An 18,190-nucleotide genomic window follows, 5' to 3' on the forward strand; every position below is an offset into this window, starting at 1 on the left:
GTTGGAGCAGGTTCCCGCGCTCCTCGGTCGCGCGCCACGATGGTCGAGTCCCACTTTACCGAATCTCCAATTCCCCAATCTCCAATCCCGGATTTCATCATGGGCATCAAATGCGGCATCGTCGGCCTGCCGAACGTCGGCAAGTCGACCCTCTTCAATGCGTTGACCAAGGCAGGCATCGCGGCGGCGAACTTCCCGTTCTGCACGATCGAGCCGAACGTCGGTGTCGTGCCGGTGCCGGATCCGCGTCTGGCGGCGCTGTCCGCGATCGCCAAGCCGCTGAAGATCATTCCGACCTCGATCGAATTCGTCGACATCGCCGGACTCGTCGCGGGCGCATCGAAGGGGGAAGGCCTCGGCAATAAGTTCCTCGCACACATCCGCGAGGTCGATGCGATTGCGCATGTGGTGCGCTGCTTCGAACATCCGGACATCGTGCACGTCGCGAACAAGGTCGATCCGATCGCAGACATCGAGACGATCGACACGGAGCTGGCACTGGCGGACCTCGAATCGGTCGACAAGGCGCTCAACCGGGTCGAGCGCGCGGCGAAGGCGAACGACAAGGAAGCGCTGGCGAAGCGGCCGGTGCTGCAGAAGCTCGCGGCCGGTCTCAACGAAGGCAGGTCGGCGCGCAGTCTCGGCCTCGACGAGGACGAGAGGGCGCTCGTGCGCGACTTGTTCCTGCTCACGCTGAAGCCGCTGATGTACATCGCGAACGTGCGCGAGGACGGCTTCGAGAACAACCCGCACCTCGATCGCGTGCGCGAGCGCGCGCTGGCCGAAGGTGCCGAAGTCGTGCCGGTGTGCGCCGCGATCGAGGAGGAGATGGCGCAGCTCGAAGACGCCGATCGCGACGAATTCCTGAAGGACCTGGGGCTCGACGAGCCGGGCCTGAACCGGGTGATCCGCGCCGGCTACAAGCTGCTCGGCCTGCAGACCTACTTTACCGCGGGCGAGAAGGAAGTCCGTGCGTGGCAGGTGAAGAAGGGCGCGACAGCACCGCAGGCCGCCGGCGTGATCCACACCGATTTCGAGCGCGGCTTCATTCGCGCCGAAACGATCGCGTACGACGACTACATCCAGTACAAGGGTGAATCCGGCGCGCGCGATGCCGGGCGTCTACGCCTGGAAGGCAAGGACTACCTCGTCAAGGAAGGCGACGTGCTGCACTTCCGCTTCAACGTCTGACGCACCGACCCGGCGAGCGGATCGCGCGCCGGGCCGAACAGCGCGCTGATAGGTTTTCGCGCGCTGCCGCGTTTTCCTGCAATGACCGGCGCCTATGTGGCGCTTGCAGGAGAAGAAACATGCGCATTGTTCTCGCCACCTTGCTGCTCGCGGCCAACGCCGCGAATGCGGCCGAAACCGCGCCCGCGATCGCCCCCGAGCTGGATGTCCTGAAGATGGAAGAGGGCGTCTGGGACGCGGCGATCGAATTCCCGCCTGCCACGCCGGATCAAGCGCCGACGCATGCGACCGGCGTGCAGACGAATACGTTCGTGATCGGCAAGCGCTGGATCCGCAACGACTTCGAGGTCGATGCGAAATACGGCGGGCACGGCACCTGGGGCTACGATGCGAAGAAACAGCGCTATGTCGGCATCTGGGTCGACAGCAACCAGGACTACATCCGCCTCGATGAAGGGACGTACGACCCCGCGTCGAAGACGATGACGTGGACCTCGGAGCTGCGCCAGCCCGATCCGTATCCGCCGGCGAAATACCGCATGACCGAGACGTTCCGCGGCGACACGCGCGTACTGACGATGACCGCGATCGGGCCGAAGAGCGGCAAGGAAGTGCCGCTCGGCACGATCACGTTCACGCGACGTACTCAAGCTCGGCGCTAGCGGTCCCTGCTGCGCTACCGACGTGACCTCGCCAAGCCCATCGCGCGCGACGGCACGACCGGCAGCATCCCTGCGGATGGATCGAAGCCGTTCGCGAAGATGAGATCGTCGACGGCGGGAGACAGATCAAGGCTGGCCGTGTTGTTCGTGCCGTTCGGATCGGTCGCAGGCGCACCGACGACCGCGGTCATCGAATTGCTCAGCGTGCCGGTCGTCCCGGCGGCGACGGTACCGTTCACGGTGAACGTGATGTGGCTGCCCGACGGCAGACTGGCGGAGCCGACGATATTGCCACCGCTGCCGGCGGGACAGGTCGCGCCACCGCTCGGGGCGCAGGTCCAGGTCGGGCTTTGCAGGGCAGAAGGGAAAGTGTCGACGAGCGTTGTGCTTGGCGATGACGCGGGGCCGGCATTGGCGACGACGATCGTGTATTGCAGTGCGCTACCTGCCGTGTAGGCGGTCGGGGAGGCGCTCATCGACACGGAAACGTCGGCATCCGTGGAGACGCTCGTGCAATTGACGACAGCGCGGATGACCCAGTCGCCGGTCACGCCGAGGTCGGCGCTGTTGAACCATGCGAACGAGCTGCCGAGGTTCGCGTAGATCGTGTTCCGTCCCGGCGTGTTGCCGTCGTTGTCCCGCACCACACTTGGATCGGAGCCGGCTTGAGGCGCGTCGGCAAATTCGAGCGCGACGACCATCGTCTCGTTCAGGCTGACCGGCACGATCAGCGGCAAGGTGTTGTTTTCGTCGAGATAACGCCATTCGTTGAGGGCGTTGTCCTGCAGCACCGGGCCGCCGATGGTCTGTGCCTCGATACCTGGATTCGGGAACGTGCCGCTTCGATAGACATGGATTGCGCTGCCAATCACGTCCGCGCTGGTGCCGCTCGGCGAGCGCCAGAAGATCTGCACGGCGACGAGGTTGCCGTCGCACGGACTGGTGAGCCAGGAGCCGGCCATCTCGCCGCTGACGAAACCCCAGACGATCGCGGCGCTGCCGAAATCGGTGAGGGAGTCGTTCTTGATCGTTACCTCGCTTGCGCTGGCGCTGCCGGCCACGGCCAGGCCCAGCAAGAATGTCGAGTACCGCATGGTCTGCTCCCTGTTCCCCTGCCGCATGGCGGCACCAGCTTAGGCCCCCGATTGGTCCGCAGGCGCGATCGGGTTCACACAAGTGCGGATCGCGGCGCTAGGCTAGGCGCCCCTTCGGTCGAGGATCCATACCATGCCAGGCCAGCAGCGCGAGGTCGAATTCCGCTTCCTGACTGAACCCGGCGACGTGAATTTCGGCGGCAAGGTGCATGGTGGCATGGTCATGAAGTGGATCGACCAGGTTGGCTACGCCGCCGCGGTCGGCTGGAGCGGCCAGTACTGCGTAACCGTTGCGGTCGGCGGTATCCAGTTCGTGCAGCCGATCCTGATCGGCGACCTCGTCACGGTCCGGTGCAAGCTGATCCGGACCGGCACTTCGAGCATGCATTTCGCGGTCGACGTCATCGCGCGCGACCTCAAGACAGCGGCCGAGCGGGCCGCAACCAGCTGCGTGATCATCTTCGTCGCCCTGGATGCGCCCGATGGCAAGCCGACGGCGGTCCCTCCCTGGCAGCCCTCCAGCGACGAGGATCGGCGCCTGGCCGACTATGCCCAGCGCCTGATCGAGCTGTCGAAGACGATGGAAGCCGAGATCTCGCGCTTTCGCTTGCCGTCGCAGGCGTGATCGACAGGAAACGGAGCCAAGTTTGGCCGTCACCCAGCCTTGACACTGGCATCTCCATGCACGGACAATGCGCGGCTCCGTGATGGAGGGATACCCAAGCGGCCAACGGGGGCAGACTGTAAATCTGCTGGCTTACGCCTTCGGTGGTTCGAATCCACCTCCCTCCACCAGTTCTAAGAAGCGCGACGGTAGATGGCATCCGGCGCGAAGCAGGACCCGAAGGCCTCACCAGCCAACGGCGCAACACCCAAGCAGGTTCGTCCGGCGCGGGAGTAGTTCAATGGTAGAACTGTAGCCTTCCAAGCTACTAGCGCGGGTTCGATTCCCGTCTCCCGCTCCATTGAGTGGCTATTGCCGATAGACGATTCACCGCGGAAAGGTATTGCTCCTGTTGAAAAGTCTGGCATGGATGCCAGTTTGTTCTTCGCAGTCATGGAGGACTGCAAAAGCAACTGCTCACGTAGCTCAGTCGGTAGAGCACCTCCTTGGTAAGGAGGAGGTCGATGGTTCGATTCCATTCGTGAGCACCATTACCAGCGCGGCCGTCCATGACCGCGAGCAAGAGCGGCCATCCATGGCCGCACTCTTCAACTAAAGCATCACCAACCACACAGTCAGCGAGAGCAGCCATGTCGAAGGAAAAATTCGAGCGCAAGAAGCCGCACGTGAACGTGGGCACGATCGGCCACGTCGACCACGGCAAGACGACGCTGACGGCGGCGCTGACGAAGATCGGTGCGGAGCGTTTTGGCGGCGAGTTCAAGGCGTACGACCAGATCGACGCGGCGCCGGAAGAGAAGGCTCGCGGCATCACGATCTCGACGGCGCACGTGGAATACGAATCGCCGAACCGGCACTACGCGCACGTGGACTGCCCGGGCCACGCGGACTACGTGAAGAACATGATCACGGGTGCGGCGCAGATGGACGGCGCGATCCTGGTGTGTTCGGCGGCGGACGGTCCGATGCCGCAGACGCGCGAGCACATCCTGCTGGCGCGCCAGGTCGGCGTGCCGTACATCGTGGTGTTCCTGAACAAGGCGGACATGGTCGACGACGCGGAGCTGCTGGAGCTCGTCGAGATGGAAGTGCGTGAGCTGCTGTCGAAGTACAACTTCCCGGGCGACGACACGCCGATCATCAAGGGATCGGCGCTGAAGGCGCTGGAAGGCGACCAGTCGGAAATCGGCGTGCCGGCGATCATCAAGCTGGTGGACGCGCTGGACACGTGGATTCCGGAGCCGCAGCGCGACATCGACAAGCCGTTCCTGATGCCGGTCGAGGACGTGTTCTCGATCTCGGGTCGTGGCACGGTGGTGACGGGCCGCATCGAGCGTGGCGTGATCAAGGTGGGCGAGGAAATCGAGATCGTGGGCATCCGTCCGACGGTCAAGACGACGGTGACGGGCGTGGAGATGTTCCGCAAGCTGCTGGACCAGGGCCAGGCGGGCGACAACGCGGGCCTGCTGCTGCGCGGCACGAAGCGCGACGAAGTGGAGCGCGGCCAGGTGCTGGCGAAGCCGGGCTCGATCACGCCGCACACGAAGTTCGAGGCGGAAGTGTACGTGCTGTCGAAGGACGAGGGCGGTCGTCATACGCCGTTCTTCAAGGGCTACCGTCCGCAGTTCTACTTCCGTACGACGGACGTGACGGGTGCGTGCGAGCTGCCGGAAGGCGTCGAGATGGTGATGCCGGGCGACAACGTGAAGATGGTGGTGACGTTGATCGCGCCGATCGCGATGGACGAAGGCCTGCGCTTCGCGATCCGCGAGGGCGGCCGCACGGTCGGCGCCGGCGTGGTGGCGAAGATCGTCCAGTAACGAATACGGGAATCGGGGATCGGGAATAGGGAATCGTCAAAAGCGGCTCGCTCCAGACGATTCCCCATTCCCGATTCTCGATTCCCGGCTCCCTACACACGCCAGTAGCTCAATTGGCAGAGCAGCGGTCTCCAAAACCGCAGGTTGGGGGTTCGAGTCCCTCCTGGCGTGCCAGTTTGAACCTCAATCGGGAAGTCCGGCACGGATGCCGGTCTGATCTTTGCCGTCAGGGAGGGCGGCTGAAGTGGATCACATGAATACCAAGGTTGAAAAGGCGAGTACCGCGAACGCGCTCGATATGGTCAAGCTGACGCTGGCCGGCGCGCTGCTGGTGGCGGGCATGGTGGCCTACTACTACTTCGCCGACTGGAATGGCTGGGCGCGCATTGGCGTCCTGCTGGTCGGCGTGATCGCGGCGATGGCGGTCGGCGCTTTCACCGCGGTTGGTCGTTCGGTGCGCGAGTATCTGGCCGAATCGCAGTTCGAACTGCGCAAGGTCGTATGGCCGACCCGTGACGAGACCCTGCGCACGACGCTGGTCATTGTCGTGGTGGTGATCATCCTGAGCCTTCTGCTGGGCTTGATCGACGTGACCCTGAAGTGGGTTGTGCTCGACCACCTGTTGAAGATCGGGCGCTGAGGAGCGGGAATGAGCAAGCGTTGGTACGTGGTGCACGCCTATTCGGGCTTCGAGCATACGGTTCGACGCTCGCTGCAGGAGCGCGTAGCGCGCGCCGGGATGCAGGACAAGTTTGGTGAGGTGCTGGTGCCGACCGAGGAGGTCGTCGAGATGCGCGGCGGCCAGAAGCGTCGCAGCGAGCGCAAGTTCTTCCCCGGCTACGTGCTGGTGCAGATCGAGACGCACGACGAAGGCAAGGCGCTGAAGATCGACGACGAATCCTGGCATCTGGTCAAGGAAACGCCGAAGGTCATGGGGTTCATCGGTGGCACGGCCGATCGTCCGCTGCCGATCAAGGACTCCGAGGCGAACAGCATCCTCCAGCGTGTGCAGGAAGGCGCCGAGAAGCCGCGCCCGAAGGTGCTGTTCGAGCCGGGCGAGATGGTGCGCGTCACCGATGGGCCGTTCAACGATTTCAATGGCGTCGTCGAGGAAGTGAATTACGAAAAGAGTCGCCTGCGCGTGGCCGTGCTCATTTTCGGACGGTCAACGCCGGTCGAGCTCGAATTCGGTCAGGTCGAAAAGGCCTGATCGCGCCGGACGAGGCGCGGAAACACTGCTATACTACCCGGCTACCCAAGCAAAGCCGGGGCCTTTTCGGCCGCCTCGCGCGGCCGTTGGCGCGAAACGGGTTTTGTTGCGTGAAGCCGGGACACGTGAATTTCCGGCGCGATGGGGAGCCTGACAACAGGCGTTTGCACCCGGAGGCAAGGCAATGGCAAAGAAGGTAGTTGGTTACATCAAGCTGCAGGTTAAGGCCGGTCAGGCCAATCCCTCGCCGCCGGTCGGTCCTGCGCTGGGTCAGCGCGGCCTCAACATCATGGAGTTCTGCAAGGCGTTCAACGCCGCGACGCAGAAGCTCGAGCCGGGTCTTCCGATTCCGGTCGTGATCACGGCCTATTCGGACCGCACATTCACCTTCATCACGAAGACGCCGCCGGCGACGATCCTGCTGAAGAAGGCCGTCGGCATCACGTCCGGCTCCAAGCGTCCGAACACCGAGAAGGTGGGCAAGGTCACGCGCAAGCAGCTCGAGGACATCGCCAAGGCGAAAGAGCCCGACCTGACCGCGGCCGATCTCGACGCCGCCGTTCGGACGATCGCGGGCAGCGCCCGCAGCATGGGCCTGGTGTCGGAGATCTGAACATGAGCACGAAGATCAGCAAGCGTTACAAAGCGCTCAGCGCGAAGGTTACCCCGGGCAAGGTCTACGCGATCGACGAAGCACTGAAGATCGTCAAGGACGGCGCCAAGGCGAAGTTCCCCGAATCGGTAGACGTGGCGATCTGCCTCGGCATCGACGCGAAGAAATCGGACCAGGGCGTGCGTGGCTCGGTCATGCTGCCCCATGGCACCGGCAAGACGGTCAAGGTCGCGGTGTTCTGCCCGGCTGGCGAGAAGGCGGAAGCGGCGAAGGCCGCCGGCGCGGACGCGGTTGGCATGGAAGACCTTGCCGAGCGCATGCAGGCGGGCGAGCTCGACTTCGGTCGCGTGATTGCCACCCCGGACGCGATGCGCGTGGTCGGCAAGCTTGGCCAACTGCTCGGTCCGCGTGGCCTGATGCCGAACCCGAAGGATGGCTCGGTCGCGGCCGATGTCGTCACCGCGGTGAAGAACGCCAAGGCGGGTCAGGTCAAGTTCCGCAACGACAAGGGCGGCATCGTGCATTGCACGATCGGCAAGGCCTCGTTCGACGCGGTGGCGCTGAAGGAAAACCTCAATGCGCTGATTGCCGATCTGCACAAGGCGAAGCCGGCTTCGGCCAAGGGCCAATACCTGCAGAAGGTATCGATCTCGAGCACGATGGGTGTCGGTGTCATCGTCGACCCGTCGTCGGTCGCGGTCTGATCGCGGCGAAATAGCGGAACGCTGCGGACCATCTCCGCAGCCGGTTCGTCCGTCACGAAGCTGCGACGGATCGAGGTCACGTGTTTTTGCCCTGTTCCGGAGTGGACAGGGATGTCGGAAATTTTGAGGGCGCCCGCGGAAGCGGGAGCCGTCAAAGACCGCAGGCGGCCGGGACGGCGCGATCGGGACGCACGGAAGCGGGCGTTTGCATGGACTATCCCGATCCTGTCGGCAAGGCCTCAAAAGCCCAGCCTGCGCAGATGGTGTCGCCTCCTGGAAAATTTCTGGTTCACCGCCTCTGGGCAGACCAGTACAGACAGGCCACCACGGGACGCGATTCGCGTCCCCGGCATCCAGGACGGATGTCGTTCAGGACCGCCAGCGGCGTGAGCTGCGAGCGGAGTTCATTTGGAGGAGTGCAATGGCTCTAAATCTGTCCCAGAAGAAGGAAGTTGTCGCCGAGCTGGCAGAAGTTGCCGCCAAGGCCCACTCCCTCGTTGCCGTCGAATACGCGGGCACCACGGTCGAGCAGATGACCGCGATGCGCAAGAAGGCGCGTGAGACCGGCGTGTTCTTGAAAGTCGTCAAGAACACTCTGGCATCGCGGGCCGTCGTCGGTACCGAGTACGAGTGCGTTCAGGATTCGCTGGTCGGTCCGCTGCTTTACGCGTTCTCGAAAGAGGAACCCGGAGCTGCCGGTCGCCTGATCAAGGAATTCGCCAAGGGCAACGACAAGCTGAAGGCGAAGGTCGTCGCCGTGGGTGGTACGCAGTATCCGGCAAGCCACGTCGAGGTACTCGCTTCGCTGCCGACGCTCGATCAGGCGCTGGGCATGCTTGCCCGCGCGCTCGCCGAGCCGGCTGCCATGTTCGCCCGCGCCGTCAAGGCGGTTGCCGACAAGCAGGGCGGCGACGCCGCTGCTGCGCCGGCTGAAACGGCCTGAGTGCGAACCGCAACGACCTGCTGAACCCTTTCCAGAAAATTTTACCGAGGTAACTACCAATGTCCCTTACCAACGATCAGATCGTCGAAGCCGTCGCCGCGAAGAGCCTCATGGAAGTCATGGAGCTGGTCAAGGCGATCGAAGAGAAGTTCGGCGTCTCCGCTGCCGCTCCGGTTGCTGTTGCCGGCCCGGCCGCAGCCGCTGCTCCGGTCGAAGAGCAGACCGAGTTCACCGTCATCCTCAAGGCTGCCGGCGAGAAGAAGGTCGAAGTCATCAAGGCCGTTCGCGCCATCACGGGTCTCGGCCTGAAGGAAGCGAAGGACCTCGTCGAAGCGACCGGCACCCTGAAGGACGCCGTGTCGAAGGACGACGCTGCGAAGTTCAAGAAGGAACTCGAAGCGGCTGGTGCCACCGTCGAGATCAAGTGACGTCAGGATGGCGTCACCCCGGACAGCACAGGATGTGCGTTGATCCGGGGTCCAGCTTTTGATGAGTACGGGAAGACGAAAAGCAAAGCCTGGATTCCGGCCTCCGCCGGAATGACGAAACAAAGAGCCTGGGGGCGAAAGCTCCCGGGCTTTGCCCGTTGCGGCGACGCTGAATGGGCATGGGAAATGGCGACGGAGTCCTCATCTAACGAGGTTCCCCACGCCATTTCCGATGTCCGTTTCTCCGCCGGTCCTTTCCCAGCGACGTGCCGCCGTCGCCCGCCGTACGAGGTGTGCTCCTCATGACCCAGACGACCTACTCCTTCACCGAAAAGAAGCGTATCCGCAAGGATTTCGGCAAGCGTCCGCCGGTGCTCGGTGTTCCTTTCCTGCTCGCCATCCAGGTCGACTCGTATCGCGAGTTCCTGCAGGCCGAAGTCGATCCGAATGCACGCGACGACAAGGGGCTGCATGCCGCGCTGCGTTCGGTGTTCCCGATCACCAGCTATTCCGGCAGTGCGGCACTCGAGTACGTCAACTATCGCCTCGGCGAGCCACCGTTCGACGAGCGCGAATGCCGCTCGCGCGGCATGAGCTACGGTGCACCGTTGCGTGTGACCGTGCGCCTGGTCATCTACGACAAGGAATCGTCGAACAAGGCGATCAAGTATGTGAAGGAGCAGGAAGTCTACATGGGCGAACTGCCGCTCATGACCGACACCGGCACCTTCATCGTCAACGGCACCGAGCGCGTTATCGTCTCGCAGCTGCACCGTTCACCGGGCGTGTTCTTCGACCACGACCGCGGCAAGACGCACAGCTCGGGCAAGCTGCTCTACAGCGCGCGCGTGATTCCCTACCGTGGCTCGTGGCTGGACTTCGAGTTCGATCCGAAGGATGCGCTGTTCACCCGCATCGACCGTCGCCGCAAGTTGCCGGTGACCGTGCTGCTGCGCGCGCTCGGCTATACCAACGAGGAGATGCTCGACATCTTCTTCGAGAAGAACGTCTTCCACCTCGGCAAGAAGGACAGTGCCAAGCTCGATCTCGTCGCCGAGCGCCTGCGCGGCGAGACGCTGAACTTCGATCTGCGCATCGATGACAGCGTGATCGTCGAGGCCGGAAAGCGAATCACTGCGCGTCACGTCAAGCAGCTCGAGAAGGCGGCGATCAAGTCGCTCGAAGTGCCGGACGAATACCTCGTCGGGCGCATCCTCGCGCACGACGTCGTGGATACCAAGACTGGCGAGTTGCTGGCCTCCGCCAACGACGAGATCAACGACGCCCACCTCGAGGCGTTCCGCAAGTCCGGGGCCGACAAGATCGCCACGCTGTGGGTCAACGACCTCGACCGTGGCGACTACATCTCCAAGACCCTGCGCATCGATCCGTCCAAGACGCCGCTCGAGGCGCTGGTCGAGATCTATCGCATGATGCGCCCGGGCGAACCGCCGACCAAGGACGCCGCGCAGAACCTGTTCCAGAACCTGTTCTTCTCGCCCGAGCGCTACGATCTCGATCGCGTCGGTCGCATGAAGTTCAACCGTCGCGTCGGCCGCAAGGACGACAAGGGCCCGGGCATCCTGTTCGACGGCAAGTATTTCGGCGAGCGCAATGACGAGAACTCGAAGTCGCTGGTGCGCGAGTTCGGCAAGGGCTCGGACATCCTCGACGTCATCAAGGTGCTGATCGAGATCCGCAACGGTCGCGGCATCGTCGACGACATCGACCACCTCGGCAACCGGCGCGTTCGTTCGGTCGGTGAAATGGCCGAGAACGTGTTCCGCATCGGCCTCGTGCGCGTCGAACGCGCGGTCAAGGAGCGCCTGTCGCTGGCGGAGGCCGACGGCCTCACCCCGCAGGACCTGATCAACGCCAAGCCGGTGGCGGCAGCCGTAAAGGAGTTCTTCGGCTCCTCGCAGCTTTCGCAGTTCATGGACCAGAACAACCCGCTGTCGGAAGTCACCCACAAGCGCCGCGTTTCGGCGCTCGGTCCGGGCGGCCTCACGCGCGAACGCGCCGGTTTCGAAGTGCGCGACGTGCATCCGACGCATTACGGTCGCGTCTGCACGATCGAGACGCCTGAAGGCCCGAACATCGGCCTGATCAACTCGCTCGCGGTGTATGCGCGCACCAACGACTACGGCTTCCTCGAGACGCCGTACCGCAAGGTGAATCACGGCAAGATCACCAACCAGGTCGAATTCCTGTCGGCGATCGACGAGGGCGAATACGTAATCGCGCAGGCGAACTCGCCGTTGAACAAGGACGGCACGTTCGTCGAAGATTTCGTGTCGTGTCGCTTCCGCGGTGAGTCGGAATTGCGTCCGGCCAGCGAGATCAACTACATGGACGTGTCGCCGATGCAGACCGTGTCGGTCGCGGCTGCGCTGGTGCCGTTCCTTGAGCACGATGACGCGAACCGCGCGCTGATGGGCGCCAACATGCAGCGCCAGGCTGTGCCGACGCTGCGCTCTCAGACGCCGCTGGTTGGCACCGGCATCGAGCGCGCGGTTGCGCGCGATTCGGGCGTCACCGTCGCGGCGAAGCGCGCTGGCGTGATCGACCAGGTCGACGCGGCTCGTATCGTGGTGCGCGTGAACGAAGCCGAGATCGGCGACAACGACGCCGGCGTCGACATCTACACGCTGACCAAGTACACGCGCTCGAACCAGAACACGAACCTCAACCAGCGTCCGCTCGTGAACGTCGGCGACCGCGTTGCGGCTGGCGACGTGCTCGCGGATGGCTCGTCCACCGACCTCGGCGAGCTCGCGCTCGGGCAGAACATGCTGGTCGCGTTCATGCCCTGGAACGGCTACAACTTCGAGGACTCCATCCTGCTCTCCGAGCGCGTGGTCGAGGAGGATCGTTACACCACGATCCACATCGAAGAACTCACCTGCATTGCGCGTGACACCAAGCTCGGCCCGGAGGAAATCTCGGCCGACATCCCCAACGTCGGCGAACAGGCGCTCGCGCGCCTCGACGAGTCTGGTGTCGTCTATATCGGCGCCGAAGTGAAGGCAGGCGACATCCTGGTCGGCAAGGTCACGCCGAAGGGCGAGTCGCAGCTGACGCCGGAGGAAAAGCTCCTGCGCGCGATCTTCGGCGAGAAGGCCTCCGACGTTAAGGACAGCTCGCTGCGCGTGCCGCCGGGCATGGACGGCACCGTCATCGACGTGACCGTGTTCACCCGCGACGGCATCGAGAAGGACAAGCGTGCGCGCCAGATCGAAGAGATGGAGATCAAGCGCATCAAGAAGGACTTCGACGACCAGTTCCGCATCCTCGAAGGCGCGATCTACAACCGCCTCCGTTCGGCGCTCGTCGGCAAGGCCGCGAACGGTGGCCCGGGCACCCTGAAGAAGGGCGCCGAGATCAGCAATGACTACCTCGACGGCCTGAAGAAGGACGAGTGGTTCGCGATCCGCATGAAGGACGAGGACGCGGCCGAGTTCCTCGAACGCGCGCAGGAGCAGATCAAGCGCCACAAGGAGGAGTTCGAGCAGCGCTTCAAGGCGAAGCAGGCGAAGATCACCGCCGGCGACGACCTCGCGCCGGGCGTGCTGAAGATGGTCAAGGTCTACCTCGCCGTGAAGCGCCGCATCCAGCCGGGCGACAAGATGGCAGGTCGCCACGGCAACAAGGGTGTCGTGTCTATGATCGTTCCGGTCGAGGACATGCCGTATGCGAAAGACGGTCGTCCGGTCGACATCGTGCTGAACCCGCTCGGCGTGCCGTCGCGAATGAACATCGGCCAGATCCTCGAAGTCCACCTGGGGTGGGCCGCGAAGGGGCTGGGCGAGAAGATCGACCGCATGATCAAGGCTCAGGCCAAGGTCGCGGAGCTGCGCAAGTTCCTCGACGAGGTCTACAACTCGAACGCAAGCAAGGAGGCCGCGGCCGGCCATCACGTCAACCTGAAGTCGCTGACCGATGAGGAACTGCTGACACTCGCGCAGAACCTGACCGAAGGCGTGCCGATGGCGACGCCGGTATTCGACGGCGCCTTCGAGGAAGAGATCAAGGCGATGCTGAAGCTGGCGGATCTGCCCGAGTCGGGCCAGACCACGCTGTACGACGGCCGCACCGGCGAAGCGTTCGATCGCTCGGTCACGGTCGGCTACATGCACGTGCTCAAGCTCAACCACCTCGTCGACGACAAGATGCACGCGCGCTCGACCGGCCCGTACTCGCTCGTCACGCAGCAGCCGCTGGGTGGCAAGGCGCAGTTCGGCGGTCAGCGCTTCGGCGAAATGGAAGTCTGGGCGCTCGAGGCCTATGGCGCGGCGTACACGCTGCAGGAAATGCTCACGGTCAAGTCCGATGACGTTTCCGGCCGCAACCAGATGTACAAAAACATCGTCGATGGCGACCACGAGATGGTGGCCGGCATGCCGGAATCCTTCAACGTGCTCGTGAAGGAAATCCGCTCGCTGGCGATCAACATGGAGCTGGAAGAGAGATAGGACGGGGATCGGGGATGGGGTTTCGGTAGTCGCCCACGCGGCCCCCGAAATCCCGAATCCCCGGCTTCTGACCCATCCCGAATCTCGAATCCCGAATCCCGGAGTCACAAATGAAAGACTTGCTCAACCTCTTCAACCAGCAGCGCCAGTCGCTCGATTTCGATTCGATCAAGATCGCGCTGGCCTCGCCGGACCTGATCCGCTCGTGGTCGTTCGGCGAAGTGAAGAAGCCCGAGACGATCAACTACCGCACGTTCAAGCCGGAACGCGACGGCCTGTTCTGTGCCGCGATCTTCGGCCCAATCAAGGACTACGAGTGCCTGTGCGGCAAGTACAAGCGCATGAAGCACCGCGGCGTCGTGTGCGAGAAGTGCGGCACCGAGGTGACGCTGGCCAAGGTGCGCCGCGAGCGCATGGGCCACATCGAGCTTGCATCGCCGACTGCGCACATCTGGTTCCTGAAGTCGCTGCCGTCGCGCATCGGCCTGATGCTCGACATGACCCTGCGTGACATCGAGCGCATCCTGTACTTCGAAGCCTACGTCGTCGTCGAGCCGGGCATGACCTCGCTCGAGCGCGGCCAGCTGCTCAACGAAGAGCAGTATCTGCAGGCGGTCGAGGAACATGGTGACGATTTCGACGCGCGCATGGGCGCGGAAGCCGTGTACGAACTCCTGAAGACGATTGATCTCGCGCAAGAGGAAATCCGCCTGCGCGAGGAAATCCAGTCGACCAATTCCGAAACCAAACTGAAGCGCCTGAGCAAGCGCATCAAGCTGGTCGAGGCGTTCAAGGAGTCTGGTAATCGTCCTGAATTCATGGTGCTGACCGTGCTGCCGGTACTGCCGCCGGACCTGCGTCCGCTGGTGCCGCTCGACGGTGGCCGCTTCGCCACGTCGGACCTCAACGACCTGTACCGTCGCGTCATCAACCGCAACAATCGCCTGAAGCGCCTGCTCGAGCTCAACGCGCCGGATATCATCGTGCGCAACGAGAAGCGCATGCTGCAGGAAGCGGTCGATGCGCTGATGGACAACGGACGTCGCGGCCGCGCGATCACCGGCACCAACAAGCGCCCGCTCAAGTCGCTCGCCGACATGATCAAGGGCAAGCAGGGCCGTTTCCGCCAGAACCTTCTCGGCAAGCGCGTCGATTACTCCGGCCGTTCGGTCATCGTGGTCGGTCCGACCCTCAAGCTGCACCAGTGCGGCCTGCCGAAGAAGATGGCGCTCGAGCTGTTCAAGCCGTTCATCTTCTCCAAGCTGCAGCGTCGCGGCCTTGCCACCACGATCAAGGCGGCGAAGAAGCTGGTCGAGCGCGAGAGCGCGGAAGTGTGGGATATCCTCGAAGAGGTGATCCGCGAGCATCCGGTGCTGCTGAACCGCGCGCCGACCCTGCACCGCCTCGGCATCCAGGCGTTCGAGCCGGTGCTGGTCGAAGGCAAGGCAATCCAGCTGCATCCGCTCGTGTGTACGGCGTTCAACGCCGACTTCGACGGTGACCAGATGGCCGTGCACGTGCCGCTGTCGCTCGAAGCGCAGTTGGAAGCGCGCGCGCTGATGATGTCGACCAACAACATCCTCTCGCCGGCGAACGGCGAGCCGATCATCGTGCCTTCGCAGGACGTCGTGCTCGGCTTGTACTACATGACGCGTGCGCTGGAGAACCGCAAGGGCGAGGGCATGGCGTTCGCGAACGTCGCCGAAGTCCATCGCGCCTACGACAACCGCAAGGTCGAGTTGCACGCGAAGGTGAAGGTGCGCCTGCGCCAGGTCGAGATCGACGACGCCGGCAAGCGCACCGAGAAGACGGCGCTGGTCGATACCACGGTCGGTCGCGCCCTGCTGGCCGAGATCCTGCCGGACGGCCTTCCGTTCGCGCTCGCCAACATCGAGCTGACCAAGAAGGCGATCTCGCGCCTGATCAACCAGTGCTACCGTCGCCTTGGCCTCAAGGACACGGTCGTGTTCGCGGACCAGCTGATGTACACCGGCTTCCACTACGCGACCCGTGCGGGCATGTCGATCGGCATCGACGACATGAAGATCCCGGCGGAGAAGAAGGGCATCCTCGAGGAAGCCGAGAAGGAAGTCACCGAGATCCAGCAGCAGTATCAGTCCGGTCTCGTCACCGCCGGCGAACGCTACAACAAGGTTGTCGACATCTGGTCGCGCACCAATGAAAAGGTGGCCGCGGCGATGATGAAGGGCATCGGCTCGGACGAGGTCAAGAACGCCAAGGGCGAGACGGTCGAGCAGAAGTCGATGAACTCGCTGTTCATCATGGCCGACTCCGGCGCGCGTGGCAGCGCGGCGCAGATTCGTCAGCTTGCCGGCATGCGCGGCCTGATGGCGCGTCCGGACGGGTCGATCATCGAGACTCCGATCAAGGCGAACTTCCGCGAAGGCCTCAACGTCCTGCAGTACTTCAACTCGACCCACGGCGCGCGCAAGGGCTTGGCCGATACCGCGCTCAAGACCGCGAACTCGGGTTACCTCACGCGCCGTCTGGTCGACGTCGCGCAGGATGTGGTCGTCACCAGCATCGATTGCGATACCCGCTCCGGCCTGACCATGGCGCCGATCGTCGAAGGCGGCGACGTTGTCGAGGCGCTGAAGGACCGCGTGCTCGGTCGTGTCGTCGCCGAGGACGTGTTCGCGCCCGGCAACGACGAGGATCCGATCGTGCTGCGCAACACGCTGCTCGACGAAGCGATGGTCGAGCGTCTTGAAGCAGCCGGCGTGCAGTCGATCCTGGTGCGTTCGCCGATCACCTGCGACGCGCGCTTCGGCGTCTGCGCGATGTGCTATGGGCGCGATCTCGCGCGTGGCCACCGTGTGAACATCGGCGAAGCGGTCGGTGTCATCGCCGCGCAGTCGATCGGCGAACCCGGCACGCAGCTGACGATGCGTACGTTCCACATCGGTGGTGCCGCGTCGCGCGCCGCAGCGGTCGACAACGTGCAGGTCAAGACGACCGGCGCGCTCAAGTTCACCAACCTCAAGACGGTCGCGCACAGCGCCGGCCATCTGGTGGCGGTGTCGCGCTCCGGCGAACTGTCGGTGATGGATACCCACGGTCGCGAGCGCGAGCGCTACAAGGTGCCCTATGGCGCTGTCATCGACTTCAAGGACGGCGCTGCGGTCAAGGCCGGCCAGACCGTCGCGAAGTGGGATCCGCATACCCATCCGATCGTCTCGGAAGTCGCCGGCGTCGTCCGCTTCATCGACTTCCAGGACGGCATCACCGTGCAGGAGCAGGTCGACGAATTGACCGGCCTCGCCAGTGCCGTCGTGACGGATCCGAAGCGTCGTGGCGGCCTCGCCAAAGACCTTCGTCCGATGGTGCGTCTGGTCGACAAGAAGGGCGGTGAGCTGCGCCTTCCGGGTACCGACATCCCGGCGCAGTACTTCCTGCCCGCGGGTGCGATCGTCTCGCTGCAGAACGGCGCAGAAGTCGGCGTCGGCGACGTCGTCGCGCGTATTCCGCAGGAAACGTCCAAGACGCGCGACATCACCGGTGGTCTGCCGCGCGTCGCCGACCTGTTCGAGGCGCGCAAGCCGAAGGAGCCGGCGATCCTCGCCGAGCGCTCCGGCATCATCAGCTTCGGCAAGGACACCAAGGGCAAGCAGCGCCTGATCATCCGTGACACGGACGGCAACGAGCACGAGGAACTGATTCCGAAGTGGCGCCACGTCATCGTGTTCGAAGGCGAGCACGTCGAGAAGGGCGAGACCATTGTCGACGGCGAACCGAATCCGCATGACATCCTGCGCCTGCTCGGCGTCGAGCCGCTGGCGGCCTATCTGGTCAAGGAAATCCAGGACGTCTATCGCCTGCAGGGCGTGAAGATCAACGACAAGCACATCGAGGCGATCATTCGCCAGATGCTGCGCAAGGTCGAGATCGCGGTGGCTGGCGACACGCGCTTCCTGCGTGGCGAGCAGGTCGACCGTTCGCGCTTGCTGGAGGAGAACATCCGCGCCGAGGCCCGCAGCGAGCGGGTCGCGGAGATGATCCCGGTCCTGCTCGGCATTACCAAGGCCTCGCTCGCGACCGAGTCGTTCATCTCGGCCGCGTCGTTCCAGGAGACGACGCGCGTGCTGACCGAGGCGGCCGTACGTGGAACGCGCGATACCTTGCGTGGCCTCAAGGAAAATGTTATCGTCGGACGCTTGATTCCAGCCGGCACCGGCCTTGCTTACCACGCCCAGCGGCGCAGCAAGCAGGGTGCGCTGACCGATCAGGAACGCGAAACGCTCGGTTCCACGAGCTCCGTGGCCGAAGCGGTCGCCGAAGACGGCGACGCGCACTGAGGCGGTTCCCGCCGCTGCCGACCGACCAGCCCGCGAGAGTGGGCGCCCTCGGACCAAAGGTCCCGGGTTCCCTGTTGCGGGGTGGTGAAATCGGCGCGTGGTGGATGTTCAA

At 63.9% G+C, this 18,190-nt stretch carries 13 protein-coding genes and 4 tRNA genes; 16 read left to right on the top strand and 1 reads right to left on the bottom strand.

Annotated elements, in window-relative coordinates:
* The first annotated feature begins 99 nt into the window (after nucleotides 1–99).
* Together ychF and ACILRJ_RS08485 are read left to right on the top strand one after the other, a co-directional pair.
* Nucleotides 100–1,191, top strand: coding sequence for a redox-regulated ATPase YchF (gene ychF / locus ACILRJ_RS08480; protein WP_395682362.1), 1,092 nt, complete (start codon nucleotides 100–102; stop codon nucleotides 1,189–1,191).
* Between the two features lie 119 nt (nucleotides 1,192–1,310).
* On the top strand, nucleotides 1,311–1,853 hold the full coding sequence (locus ACILRJ_RS08485) for a DUF1579 family protein (RefSeq protein WP_395682364.1): 543 nt from the start codon (nucleotides 1,311–1,313) through the stop codon (nucleotides 1,851–1,853).
* A gap of 14 nt (nucleotides 1,854–1,867) precedes the next feature.
* Here ACILRJ_RS08485 and ACILRJ_RS08490 read toward each other — a convergent pair whose 3' ends face one another.
* A complete protein-coding gene (locus tag ACILRJ_RS08490) occupies nucleotides 1,868–2,947 on the bottom strand; it encodes a DUF11 domain-containing protein (RefSeq protein ID WP_395682366.1) in 1,080 nt (359 codons plus the stop codon).
* A gap of 133 nt (nucleotides 2,948–3,080) precedes the next feature.
* Between ACILRJ_RS08490 and ACILRJ_RS08495 the strand changes: the two genes are divergently transcribed.
* The 14 genes from ACILRJ_RS08495 (at nucleotide 3,081) to rpoC (ending at nucleotide 18,078) form a co-directional block, all read left to right on the top strand.
* Complete coding sequence (locus tag ACILRJ_RS08495) at nucleotides 3,081–3,572, top strand: acyl-CoA thioesterase (protein ID WP_395682368.1); 492 nt, start codon at nucleotides 3,081–3,083, stop codon at nucleotides 3,570–3,572.
* 84 nt (nucleotides 3,573–3,656) lie between these two features.
* Nucleotides 3,657–3,742, top strand: a tRNA-Tyr gene (locus tag ACILRJ_RS08500).
* Nucleotides 3,743–3,838: 96 nt separating this feature from the next.
* Nucleotides 3,839–3,912: transfer RNA gene (locus ACILRJ_RS08505), tRNA-Gly, on the top strand.
* Nucleotides 3,913–4,026: 114 nt separating this feature from the next.
* A tRNA-Thr gene (locus tag ACILRJ_RS08510) sits at nucleotides 4,027–4,102 on the top strand.
* 99 nt (nucleotides 4,103–4,201) lie between these two features.
* On the top strand, nucleotides 4,202–5,392 hold the full coding sequence (gene tuf, locus ACILRJ_RS08515) for an elongation factor Tu (RefSeq protein ID WP_395682370.1): 1,191 nt from the start codon (nucleotides 4,202–4,204) through the stop codon (nucleotides 5,390–5,392).
* A gap of 98 nt (nucleotides 5,393–5,490) precedes the next feature.
* Nucleotides 5,491–5,566 (top strand) — tRNA-Trp (locus ACILRJ_RS08520).
* Nucleotides 5,567–5,645: 79 nt separating this feature from the next.
* Nucleotides 5,646–6,032, top strand: a complete 387-nt coding sequence (gene secE / locus ACILRJ_RS08525; RefSeq protein WP_395682372.1) for a preprotein translocase subunit SecE — start codon at nucleotides 5,646–5,648, stop codon at nucleotides 6,030–6,032.
* Nucleotides 6,033–6,041: 9 nt separating this feature from the next.
* Entirely contained in the window at nucleotides 6,042–6,602 is a 561-nt protein-coding gene (nusG, locus tag ACILRJ_RS08530; protein WP_395682374.1) for a transcription termination/antitermination protein NusG, read from the top strand.
* 184 nt (nucleotides 6,603–6,786) lie between these two features.
* On the top strand, nucleotides 6,787–7,215 hold the full coding sequence (rplK, locus tag ACILRJ_RS08535; protein ID WP_291191704.1) for a 50S ribosomal protein L11: 429 nt from the start codon (nucleotides 6,787–6,789) through the stop codon (nucleotides 7,213–7,215).
* 2 nt (nucleotides 7,216–7,217) lie between these two features.
* A complete protein-coding gene (gene rplA / locus ACILRJ_RS08540; RefSeq protein ID WP_395682377.1) occupies nucleotides 7,218–7,919 on the top strand; it encodes a 50S ribosomal protein L1 in 702 nt (233 codons plus the stop codon).
* Nucleotides 7,920–8,340: 421 nt separating this feature from the next.
* The gene (gene rplJ, locus ACILRJ_RS08545) at nucleotides 8,341–8,862 is read left to right on the top strand and encodes a 50S ribosomal protein L10 (protein WP_395682379.1); all 522 of its coding nucleotides are present in this window, start codon (nucleotides 8,341–8,343) and stop codon (nucleotides 8,860–8,862) included.
* Nucleotides 8,863–8,921: 59 nt separating this feature from the next.
* Entirely contained in the window at nucleotides 8,922–9,290 is a 369-nt protein-coding gene (gene rplL, locus ACILRJ_RS08550) for a 50S ribosomal protein L7/L12 (protein WP_395682381.1), read from the top strand.
* A 302-nt stretch (nucleotides 9,291–9,592) separates the two neighbouring features.
* Nucleotides 9,593–13,762, top strand: a complete 4,170-nt coding sequence (gene rpoB / locus ACILRJ_RS08555) for a DNA-directed RNA polymerase subunit beta (RefSeq protein WP_395682383.1) — start codon at nucleotides 9,593–9,595, stop codon at nucleotides 13,760–13,762.
* Nucleotides 13,763–13,872: 110 nt separating this feature from the next.
* Nucleotides 13,873–18,078, top strand: coding sequence for a DNA-directed RNA polymerase subunit beta' (rpoC, locus tag ACILRJ_RS08560; RefSeq protein WP_395682385.1), 4,206 nt, complete (start codon nucleotides 13,873–13,875; stop codon nucleotides 18,076–18,078).
* Nucleotides 18,079–18,190: the final 112 nt, after the last annotated feature.

The organism is Dokdonella sp., from assembly GCF_044227025.1.
Taxonomy (GTDB): domain Bacteria; phylum Pseudomonadota; class Gammaproteobacteria; order Xanthomonadales; family Rhodanobacteraceae; genus Dokdonella_A.

What these genes read in the sequence shown, in the direction of transcription:
- ACILRJ_RS08485 (WP_395682364.1), top strand. Translation starts at nt 1,311, where the DNA reads ATGCGCATTGTTCTCGCCACCTTGCTGCTCGCGGCCAACGCCGCGAAT.
- nusG (WP_395682374.1), top strand. Translation starts at nt 6,042, where the DNA reads ATGAGCAAGCGTTGGTACGTGGTGCACGCCTATTCGGGCTTCGAGCAT.
- secE (WP_395682372.1), top strand. Translation starts at nt 5,646, where the DNA reads ATGAATACCAAGGTTGAAAAGGCGAGTACCGCGAACGCGCTCGATATG.
- ychF (WP_395682362.1), top strand. Translation starts at nt 100, where the DNA reads ATGGGCATCAAATGCGGCATCGTCGGCCTGCCGAACGTCGGCAAGTCG.
- rpoC (WP_395682385.1), top strand. Translation starts at nt 13,873, where the DNA reads ATGAAAGACTTGCTCAACCTCTTCAACCAGCAGCGCCAGTCGCTCGAT.
- ACILRJ_RS08490 (WP_395682366.1), bottom strand. Translation starts at nt 2,947, where the DNA reads ATGCGGTACTCGACATTCTTGCTGGGCCTGGCCGTGGCCGGCAGCGCC.
- rplA (WP_395682377.1), top strand. Translation starts at nt 7,218, where the DNA reads ATGAGCACGAAGATCAGCAAGCGTTACAAAGCGCTCAGCGCGAAGGTT.
- rplL (WP_395682381.1), top strand. Translation starts at nt 8,922, where the DNA reads ATGTCCCTTACCAACGATCAGATCGTCGAAGCCGTCGCCGCGAAGAGC.
- rplJ (WP_395682379.1), top strand. Translation starts at nt 8,341, where the DNA reads ATGGCTCTAAATCTGTCCCAGAAGAAGGAAGTTGTCGCCGAGCTGGCA.
- ACILRJ_RS08495 (WP_395682368.1), top strand. Translation starts at nt 3,081, where the DNA reads ATGCCAGGCCAGCAGCGCGAGGTCGAATTCCGCTTCCTGACTGAACCC.
- rplK (WP_291191704.1), top strand. Translation starts at nt 6,787, where the DNA reads ATGGCAAAGAAGGTAGTTGGTTACATCAAGCTGCAGGTTAAGGCCGGT.
- tuf (WP_395682370.1), top strand. Translation starts at nt 4,202, where the DNA reads ATGTCGAAGGAAAAATTCGAGCGCAAGAAGCCGCACGTGAACGTGGGC.
- rpoB (WP_395682383.1), top strand. Translation starts at nt 9,593, where the DNA reads ATGACCCAGACGACCTACTCCTTCACCGAAAAGAAGCGTATCCGCAAG.